2 protein-coding genes are annotated in these 1757 nt (G+C 64.3%); both read left to right on the top strand.

All coding sequences use genetic code 11. From position 1 onward, the window contains the following. On the top strand, positions 1 to 711 hold a 711-nt coding region (locus tag RTP54_RS31040; RefSeq protein WP_312367910.1), incomplete at its 5' end, for an aminotransferase class I/II-fold pyridoxal phosphate-dependent enzyme. A gap of 11 nt (positions 712 to 722) precedes the next feature. Next, entirely contained in the window at positions 723 to 1757 is a 1035-nt protein-coding gene (gene tdh, locus RTP54_RS31035; RefSeq protein ID WP_312367909.1) for an L-threonine 3-dehydrogenase, read from the top strand.

The following is a 1757-nucleotide window of genomic DNA, read 5'->3' as shown; positions in this document are numbered from 1 at the left end:
GCGCTGGAGGAAGAGCTGAAGAAGGCCGAAGGCAGCCGCTTCAAGCTGATTGCCACCGACGGCGTGTTTTCGATGGACGGCATCATCGCCAATCTCGGGGGCGTCTGCGACCTCGCCGACAAATATGGCGCCATGGTCATGGTCGACGACAGCCATGCGGTCGGCTTCGTCGGCAAACATGGCCGCGGCTCGGCCGAACATTGCGGCGTCGAGGGCCGGATCGACATCATCACCGGCACGCTCGGCAAGGCGCTCGGCGGCGCTTCGGGCGGCTACACCGCGGGCAAGGCCGAGGTGGTCGAGTGGCTCAGACAGCGCTCGCGTCCCTATCTGTTTTCCAACACGCTGGCGCCTGTCATTGCGGCCGCGTCGCTGAAAGTCTTCGACCTGATCGACAATGGCGACCAGCTGCGTCAACGGCTTTACGCCAATGCCAGCCTGTTTCGCGCCGAGATGTCGAAGCTCGGCTTTACGCTGGCCGGCGAGGGCCATCCGATCATCCCGGTGATGCTGGGAGATGCGGCGCTGGCGCAGGAGATGGCGGCGCGCATGCTGCAAAAGGGCGTCTATGTCATCGGCTTCTCCTTCCCGGTGGTGCCGAAGGGGCAGGCGCGCATCCGCACGCAGATGTCGGCCGCCCACAGCGAGAACGACGTGCGCCGGGCGATTGCCGCCTTTGAAGAGGTCGGCCGCGACCTCGGTGTGATTTGAGGATTGGATCGATGACGAACATGATGAAGGCGCTGGTGAAGTCGAAGCCGGAGATCGGCTTGTGGATGGAGCGGGTGCCGGTGCCCGAGGTCGGGCCGAACGACGTTTTGATCAAGGTGAAGAAGTCGGCGATCTGCGGCACCGACGTGCACATCTGGAACTGGGACCAGTGGGCGCAGAAGACCATTCCGGTGCCGATGGTGGTCGGCCACGAGTTCATGGGCGAGATCGCCGAGGTCGGCTCGGCGGTCACCAAATACCATGTCGGCGAGCGGGTCTCGGGCGAGGGGCATATCGTCTGCGGCAAGTGCCGCAACTGCCGTGCCGGCCGCGGGCATCTGTGCCGCAACACGCTCGGCGTCGGCGTCAACCGGCCGGGCTCGTTCGGCGAGTTCGTCTGCCTGCCGGAGTATAACGTCGTGCCGATCCCGGAGGATGTGCCCGACGAGATCGCGGCGATCTTCGATCCGTTCGGCAATGCGGTGCACACGGCACTCTCCTTCGATCTCGTCGGCGAGGACGTGCTGGTGACCGGTGCCGGTCCGATCGGCATCATGGGGGCGCTGGTTGCCAAGCGCTCGGGCGCGCGCAAGGTGGTCATCACCGACATCAACCCGACGCGGCTGGCGCTTGCCCGCGACCTTGGCATCGACCATGTCGTCGACGCCTCGAAGGAGAACCTTGCCGACGTGATGAAGGCGATCGGCATGACCGAGGGGTTCGATGTCGGGCTGGAGATGTCGGGGGCAGCCCCTGCGTTTCGCGACATGATCGACAAGATGAACAATGGCGGCAAGATCGCCATTCTCGGCATCGCGCCGGCCGGCTTCGAGATCGACTGGAACAAGGTGATCTTCAAGATGCTCAACCTCAAGGGCATCTATGGCCGCGAGATGTTCGAGACCTGGTACAAGATGATCGCCTTCGTGCAGGGCGGGCTCGACCTTTCGCCCGTCATCACCCACCGCATCGGCATCGACAACTTCCGCGATGGCTTCGAGGCCATGCGCTCCGGCAACTCCGGCAAGGTCGTCATGGACTGGTAG

This window comes from Ensifer sp. (assembly GCF_031989085.1).
In the GTDB taxonomy this organism is placed as follows: Bacteria; Pseudomonadota; Alphaproteobacteria; order Rhizobiales; family Rhizobiaceae; genus Ensifer.
This window is presented reverse-complemented; position numbering and strand designations above follow the sequence as displayed.